Below are 578 nucleotides of genomic sequence, written 5' to 3' on the forward strand. Positions count from 1 at the left end.
CGGGTACGGGGACCGTGTCAGGCGGGCAGTTTGACTGGGGCGGTCGCCTCCTAAAGAGTAACGGAGGCGTTCAAAGGTTCCCTCAGAATGGTTGGAAATCATTCGAAGAGTGCAAAGGCATAAGGGAGCTTGACTGCGAGACCTACAAGTCGAGCAGGGACGAAAGTCGGACTTAGTGATCCGGTGGTACCGCATGGAAGGGCCATCGCTCAACGGATAAAAGCTACCCTGGGGATAACAGGCTTATCTCCCCCAAGAGTCCACATCGACGGGGAGGTTTGGCACCTCGATGTCGGCTCATCGCATCCTGGGGCTGAAGTAGGTCCCAAGGGTTGGGCTGTTCGCCCATTAAAGCGGTACGCGAGCTGGGTTCAGAACGTCGTGAGACAGTTCGGTCCCTATCTGTCGTGGGCGCAGGAAATTTGAGAGGAGCTGTCCTTAGTACGAGAGGACCGGGATGGACGTACCGCTGGTGCATCAGTTGTTCCGCCAGGAGCATGGCTGAGTAGCTACGTACGGACGGGATAAGCGCTGAAAGCATCTAAGCGTGAAGCCCCCCTCAAGATGAGATTTCCCAA

1 rRNA gene is annotated in these 578 nt (G+C 56.4%); it reads left to right on the top strand.

Features of this window, described 5'->3' with window-relative positions:
- Nucleotides 1–578: ribosomal RNA gene (locus AC0MA3_RS26365) — 23S ribosomal RNA — on the top strand; the annotation flags it as partial.

It is taken from the genome of Paenibacillus sp. LS-5 (assembly GCF_056121505.1).